Annotated in this window: 3 protein-coding genes; all 3 read left to right on the top strand. The window is 71.1% G+C overall.

The features are described 5' to 3' along the window. Positions 1–8: 8 nt before the first annotated feature. Genes OG379_RS05365 through OG379_RS05355 form a run of 3 tightly spaced genes read left to right on the top strand, consistent with a single transcriptional unit; the run spans position 9 to position 6,800 of the window. The gene (locus tag OG379_RS05365; RefSeq protein ID WP_405659863.1) at positions 9–4,523 is read left to right on the top strand and encodes a beta-ketoacyl synthase N-terminal-like domain-containing protein; all 4,515 of its coding nucleotides are present in this window, start codon (positions 9–11) and stop codon (positions 4,521–4,523) included. A gap of 41 nt (positions 4,524–4,564) precedes the next feature. Then, a complete protein-coding gene (locus OG379_RS05360) occupies positions 4,565–5,353 on the top strand; it encodes a hypothetical protein (RefSeq protein WP_405659860.1) in 789 nt (262 codons plus the stop codon). Between the two features lie 43 nt (positions 5,354–5,396). Further along, complete coding sequence (locus OG379_RS05355; protein ID WP_405659857.1) at positions 5,397–6,800, top strand: AMP-binding protein; 1,404 nt, start codon at positions 5,397–5,399, stop codon at positions 6,798–6,800. Positions 6,801–6,802 lie beyond the last annotated feature (2 nt).

Raw genomic sequence — 6,802 nt, 5'->3', positions numbered from 1 at the left:
GTGACGGCATGGCCGTGGAAGTGAAGCCGGACGACTACAAGGCACTCCTGTCGGAGTCGCTGCGCACCATCAGGAAACTCAGGCAGGAAGGCGCACAGGGCGCGCGGACGCGCGAGCCGGTGGCCGTGGTCGGCATGGGCTGCCGCTTCCCGGGCGGCAGCGTCACGCCGGAGGCTTACTGGGAGTTCCTCAGCGGTGGTGGCGACGGCGTGGTCGAGGTGCCCGCGGACCGGTGGGACGTCGAGGAGCTGTACGACCCCGAACCCGGGAAGCCGGGCAAGATCTATCTCAAGGAGGGCGGATTCCTCCAGGAGGACATCCGCGGATTCGACGCACACTTCTTCGGGATCTCGCCCCTCGAAGCGGCCGAGACGGACCCCCAGCAGCGACTCCTCCTGGAGGTGGCCTGGGAGGCGCTCGAACGGGCGGGCATCCCCGCCGACAGCCTCAGGGGCACCAGGACCGGTGTGTTCATCGGGGTGATCGGTTCCGAGTACGCCGGTCTGCCCCGGGCCGAGCAGTACGGCAACCCCTACACACTGACCGGCGCGATGTCCGCCATCATGTCCGGCCGCGTCTCCTACGTCCTCGGCGCCCAGGGGCCCTCGCTGTCCGTCGACACCGCTTGTTCGTCCTCGCTCGTGTCCGTCCATCTGGCCTGCGAGAGCCTGCTGAGGGGAGAGTCGGACACCGCGCTCGCCGGCGGGGTCAACCTCCTGCTGTCGCCCACCGGCTTCGCCTCGCTGTGCGACCTGGGGGCGCTGTCCAAGGACGGGCGGTGCAAGTCCTTCGACGCGAGCGGGGACGGGTACGGGCGGGGTGAGGGCTGCGGTGTCGTCGTACTGAAGCGCCTGTCCGACGCCCGGCGCGACGGAGACCCGGTCCTGGCCGTCATCAAGGCCAGCGGGGTCAACCAGGACGGTCCCGGCAGCGGTCTGACGGTGCCCAACGGCTCGGCCCAGCGCGACCTGATCCGCCGTACCCTCGCCGAGGCCGGTGTGGTCCCTGCCGAAGTCGGCTACTTCGAGGCGCACGGTACGGGGACGGCGCTCGGCGACCCGATCGAGTTCCAGGCCATCAAGGACGTATTCGCGAACGACCCGTCCCGCGAGCGGGAGTTGCGCATCGGGTCGGTCAAGAGCAACATCGGCCACCTGGAAGCGGCGGCCGGTGTGGCGGGCCTCATCAAGCTCGTGCTGTGTCTGCAGCACGGCAAGGTCCCTCCCAACCTGCACCTGAACACGGTCAACCCGAAGATCAGGCTGGCCGACATACCCGCGTCCGTCCCCCGTACGTGCGAGGAATGGGAAGCAGGTGCGGGCGCTCGAACCGCCGCCATCAGCTCGTACGGTTTCAGCGGCACGAACGCTCACGCGATCGTCGCCGAGGCGCCGGAGCCGGCCGGGCCGCGCGGCGGGCACGGCGAACGCCCTCTGCACCTCCTGGCGCTCTCCGCGAGGAGCAAGGGCGCGCTGCGTGCGCTCACCGACTCCTACCTGCGGTTCCTCGACGGCGGCGGCCTCCCGGCGCTCGGCGACCTCTGCCACACCGCGAATGCGGGGCGCAGCCATTTCGCGCACCGCCTCGCCGTGGTCGCCGGCGACCACGCGGAGCTGAGGCAGCGGCTGCGGGAGTACACGCCTCCTGAGGCCGCACCGCGCCCGGCCTCCGGTCCGCGCACGGCTTTCGTCTTCGCGGGCCGCTACGACGACCGGCTCGCCAGGGAGCTGTACGCGACGCAGCCCGCGTTCCGCGCCGCCGCGGACGCCTGCGACGAGGCGGTGCGCAGCCGTGGCGGAACCGGGATCACGGACGGCCTCGCCGGCACCCGCAACCGGACGCCGCCCGCCGCGGCGGACGCCGTCGCGGCCTTCTGCCTGGAATACGCACTCGACCGGATGTGGGCGTCCTGGGGAGTCCGGCCGCACGCCGTCATCGGCCGGGGCAGCGGCGTGTACGCCGCCGCCTGCGCGGCCGGCGTCATGGATCCGGGCACGGCACTCGCGTTCCTGCTGCCGTCGTCGGCGCGGCCCTCCGGTGGGATACGGCTGCGCCCGGCCGGGGCCCGTGTGTTCTCCGGGTCCACCGGCGGTGTCGTGGACCGCCGGGAGCTGCTCGACCCCACCTGGTGGGAGGGCGCCGGCACGGTGCCTGCCGAGCCCTTCGGGCCCGTCGTGCAGCGGCTCGCGGCGGATTACGACCACTGCGTGACCATGGCGCCCCCCGCCCCCGCGGACCGGCCTGCCGGTGCGTACGGCAACGGGACCGCGACGGAGACGGAGGCCTGGCCGCAGCTCGCACGGACGCTCGCCGCGCTGTACGAGGCGGGAACGCCCGTGGACTGGGCCGGCTTCGACAGCGGTCACGACCGGCGCAAGGTGCTGCTGCCGACGTACCCGTACCAGCGCAAGCCCTTCTGGACGCAGGAGGCACCCCCCGGTGCGGCCCCGGCGCGGCCGGCCGCGCCCCGGGGCTCACTGGAGGGACAGCTCATCCACGCGCCGCTCGGTGCCGACCAGGTCGGCTTCGACGTGCCGATGGCCGCGGTACCCGACGTGCGCGCCACCCATGGGGTGATGCATGTCGGCCACTATCTGGAGCTGGTGGCCCGCGCGCTGCGGCTGACCGCCGAGGGTGAGCCCCCGGCCATCCGGTCCCTCCGCTTCACCAGCCCTCTGGTCCTGCGCGAGGACCGGGACAACCGCCTCGTGGTCGCCCTGCAGGAGGGACCGGACGGCACACCGGGGTTCACCGTGCACGCCCAGGGAGAACACCGCAGGGACTGGACGCGGCACGCCGAGGGTTCGTTCGTTCCCGCCGGGGACCGGCCCGCAAGCGAGGCGCCGGCCGCCCCACCGGAATCCGGCCCCCTCACCCATGGATTCGACGGTCCGACCGCAGGAGACGCCTTCTACGGGCAGGCCGCGGCCGAGCGCCGACTGGCCCTGGGTGAGGACGTGCGCTGGCTGTCCGAGGTGTGGACGCGTGAAGGAGCGGCACTGGCCCGCCTCGTGGCACCGGCCGGCCTGGACACCGCCGGCCCCTGGCTGGTGGGTTCCCACCCCGGCGCCCTCGACGCGTGCGCCCAGCTCTTCCACGCCGCGCTGCCCCGGTCCGTGCCCCCCGACATGAAGTTCATGGTCACCGAGTGGCGCGAGATCCGGCTCCCGACGGACGAGCACCAGGGCGACCTCTGGTGCCGGGTCACGGTGGAGGAGTTCGACGAGGAGACAGCCGAACTGCGGGGCGCGCTTGCGCTTCTCGACGGACGCGGAAGGATCTCGGCGAGTGTGGGCGGCGTCACGATGAAGGGCATCGGAGCCGAACACGACCAGCTCTTCCGGGAGCTGGCGGCCGACGGCGGCGCGGACGGCAGCCAGGACAGCGAGCCCTCCCCGATCCTCTTGGAGCTGGGCCGGACGTCCGCGGAGCGTCGCGCCGCCCGCCTGGAGGAGTACCTGCGGGAGCGGTTCGCCGAACTGCTGCGCATGGACGACGAGGATCTGGACCCCCACGAGCGTCTCTCCGATCTGGGCATGGACTCCCTGGTCGGAGTCAGGGCGAAGGCGCTCATCGAGCAGGAGTTGCGGGTGCGCCTGCCGATGGAGACCCTGATCGAGGGGCCCTCCGTGCGCGACCTCGCCGCCGCCGTGCTGCCCGGTCTGGACCTCGCCGAAGTGCCGGCGGCCGCCGGCCCGGCCCCGGCCGGCCCGCGGGCCGCCACCGCGGCGGCCGGCTGGATCGCACACCGCACGCCCAACCCCCGGGCGCGGCTGAAGCTGTTCTGCCTGCCGTACGGCAGCGGGGGCGGAGCGTCGGTGTACCGCGGCTGGCAGGAACTGCTCCCCGACGACATCGAGGTGTGCCCCGTACAGCTGCCGGGCAAGGAGAGCCGGATCAGGGAGAAGGCCTTCGAGGACGCCGAGGCCGCGGCCGACGCGCTCTGCGAGGCGTTGCTGCCCGAACTCGACCGCCCCTACGCCTTCTACGGGCACAGCATGGGCGCACTCCTCGCCTACCGGGTCGCCCACCGGCTGTGGCGGCGGCACGGGATCAAGCCCGGGCACCTCTTCGTCGGCGCGTACTCGGCTCCCAGCGTGCGGCCGAACCCCCTGGTGGCCTTCACCCGCGAGAAGTTCGCCGCGATCGGCTACGACGAGATCCCCGGTCCGGCCGATCTGGCCACCGCGACACCCGCCGAGCGCGAGGCCGTGCTCGGCGTGCTCACCTCCGAGGCCGACGTCAGCGAGGAACTGGCCCGGGCCCTGCTGCCCACACGGCTCGCGGAACTGAAGCTGGTGAGGGACTACCAGGAGCCCGACGAGGCCACCTTCGACGTCCCCGTCACCGCGGTGCACGGGCTCCGCGACGACAAGGTCACCGAGTCCGACATGGCCGCTTGGCAGAAGGCGACCAGCGGAGCCTTCGCCCTGCACCTGGTCTCCGGCGACCACCTCTTCCTGCGCGAGGACCAGGACCAGCGCCTGCTGCTCCTGCACATCGCGCGCGCTCTGGCCCCCTGAGCAGACTTTGTCCGAATGAGCCACCACCACAAGGAGAAGCAATGAAGCGGCGGCATCTTTTCGAGTTCGAGGACCTCACCTGGTTCCCCGACGTGTTCCGGCGCGGCACCACGGACTTCCTCTCGTTCGTCTTCTCCAAGACCAACAGGTACGCACCCGTGGTGCCCCTCATCGCGGAAGCCGTGGACGGGGAGGACCCGGTGCGGATCCTGGACCTGTGTTCCGGCGGCAGCGGCGGCATCGCCAATCTGCAGCGGGACCTGTCCGCACTGCTCGACAGGAAGGTGACCGTCACCCTCAGCGACAAGTACCCGAACCTGGAGGCTTTCGAGAAGATCAAGCAGAGCTGCGAGGGAGTCGAGTACGAGTCCGGGCCCGTCGACGCCACGGACGTTCCCGGCCGGCTCGACGGATTCCGCACCATCTTCACGGCGTTCCACCACTTCAAGCCGGACACCGCCACGGCCATCCTGCAGGACGCGGTGGACAAGAAGGTGCCGATCGGAGTCTTCGAACTCGGCAACAAAGGCCCCAAGGCCATCGCCAAACTCGTCGTCACCGTGCCGATCGGCCTCCTCCTGGTGACGCCCTTCCTGAAGCCCTTCAGAGCGTCCCGGATCCTCTTCACGTATCTGCTTCCGGTGATCCCCCTCGCCACGATCTGGGACGGCGTCGTCTCGATCCTCCGGGTGTACACACCGGACCAGTTGCGCGAACTCACGGCCGGCATCGAGGCGGTGGACTACGAGTGGAAGATCGGCACCGCGGTGCACGCCGAGGGCGTCGGCAAGGGCGAGGTCGTGTACCTCATCGGCACACCGGTCAAGTAGTCACGTCGCAAGGGGAGCGGTCCCCGCTCGGAAACACGGAGACATGGACTTTTTCGAGGACTTGCACCGGTTCGGTGACAGGACTGCGGTGGTCGACGACCGCGGCCGCAGCTTCTCGTACCGTGAACTGCACCGGACAGCACGCGCGTTCGGCGCCCGTCTGCCCCGAGGTGAGCGGTCGCTGATCCTGCTGAGGACGAGCAATCGCACGGAGTCGCTCGTCGGATACCTGGGCGGCATCCTGGCCGGCCATGCGGTGCTGCCGGTCGATCACGGCATCGACGCCGTCCTGGTCGCCCGGCTCATGGACGCCTACCGGCCTGAGTACGTGTGGGGGACGGGCCGGGAGACGGGCCCGGCGCTGTTCACGATGGGCGACCACACCCTGACCACGACACGTTACGGAACGGGGGAGCCCCTCCACGCGGACCTGGGCGCCGTGCTGCTCACTTCCGGATCGACCGGCTCGCCCAAGGGGGTGCGGCTGACCCGGGCGAACATCGCGGCCAACGCACGCTCCATCGCCGAATACCTCGGCCTGGACGAGACCGAGCGGCCCGTCACCAGCCTCCCCATGAGCTACTCCTACGGCCTCTCGGTCATCACCAGCCATCTGCATGCCGGGGCGACACTGCTGCTCACCGACGCGTCCCTGGTGCGGGGCGAGTTCTGGGACTTCTTCCGCAAGAACGGAGCGACGTCGTTCTCGGGCGTGCCCTACACGTACGAGATGCTGGACACCCTGCGGTTCGCCTCGCTCGACCTGCCGAGCCTGCGCTACTTCACCCAGGCGGGCGGCCGGCTGCCCGCGGAGCGGGTCGAACGGTACGCCGCCGAAGCGGAGCGCAGAGGGGCCCGCTTCTACGTGATGTACGGACAGACCGAGGCCACAGCCCGCATCGCCTACCTGGAGCCCGGCCTCCTGGCATCCAAGCCCGGCAGCATCGGACGGGCCGTGCCCGGCGGGACGCTGTACCTCAGGGACGAGCACGGGGTGGCCGTCACCGCCCCGGGACGGACCGGCAGTCTCTGCTACGAGGGCCCCAACGTGATGCAGGGCCATGCGGGCGGACGGGCCGACCTGGCCCGTGGGGACGAGCTCGGCGGGGTCCTCGACACCGGCGACCTCGCCTGGGCCGACGAGGACGGCTGCTACTACATCGCCGGGCGGCGCGGCCGCTTCGTGAAGCTGTCCGGCATCCGTTACGACCTCGACGCACTCGAACTGGGCCTCGCGCAGAGCGGCATCACCTGTGCCTGCGGGGGCAGCGACGAACAACTGGCCGTCGCCGTCGAGGACCCGGCCCTGGTCAGGCAGGTCAAGCAGACCCTGCGCCGGACCTTCCACGTGGACCCGACGCAGGTGCGCGTCGTCCAGGTGCCGCTGATCAGCCGCACGGCCACCGGAAAGATCGCCTACGCACAGACATTCGAGAACGGGGAGTGAAG

The sequence above is a fragment of the Streptomyces sp. NBC_01166 genome, assembly GCF_045039765.1.
Taxonomy (GTDB): domain Bacteria; phylum Actinomycetota; class Actinomycetes; order Streptomycetales; family Streptomycetaceae; genus Streptomyces.
Note: the sequence above shows the minus strand (reverse complement) of the source record. Positions and strands in the feature narration are given on the sequence as shown.

What these genes read in the sequence shown, in the direction of transcription:
- OG379_RS05365 (WP_405659863.1), top strand. Translation starts at nt 9, where the DNA reads ATGGCCGTGGAAGTGAAGCCGGACGACTACAAGGCACTCCTGTCGGAG.
- OG379_RS05360 (WP_405659860.1), top strand. Translation starts at nt 4,565, where the DNA reads ATGAAGCGGCGGCATCTTTTCGAGTTCGAGGACCTCACCTGGTTCCCC.
- OG379_RS05355 (WP_405659857.1), top strand. Translation starts at nt 5,397, where the DNA reads ATGGACTTTTTCGAGGACTTGCACCGGTTCGGTGACAGGACTGCGGTG.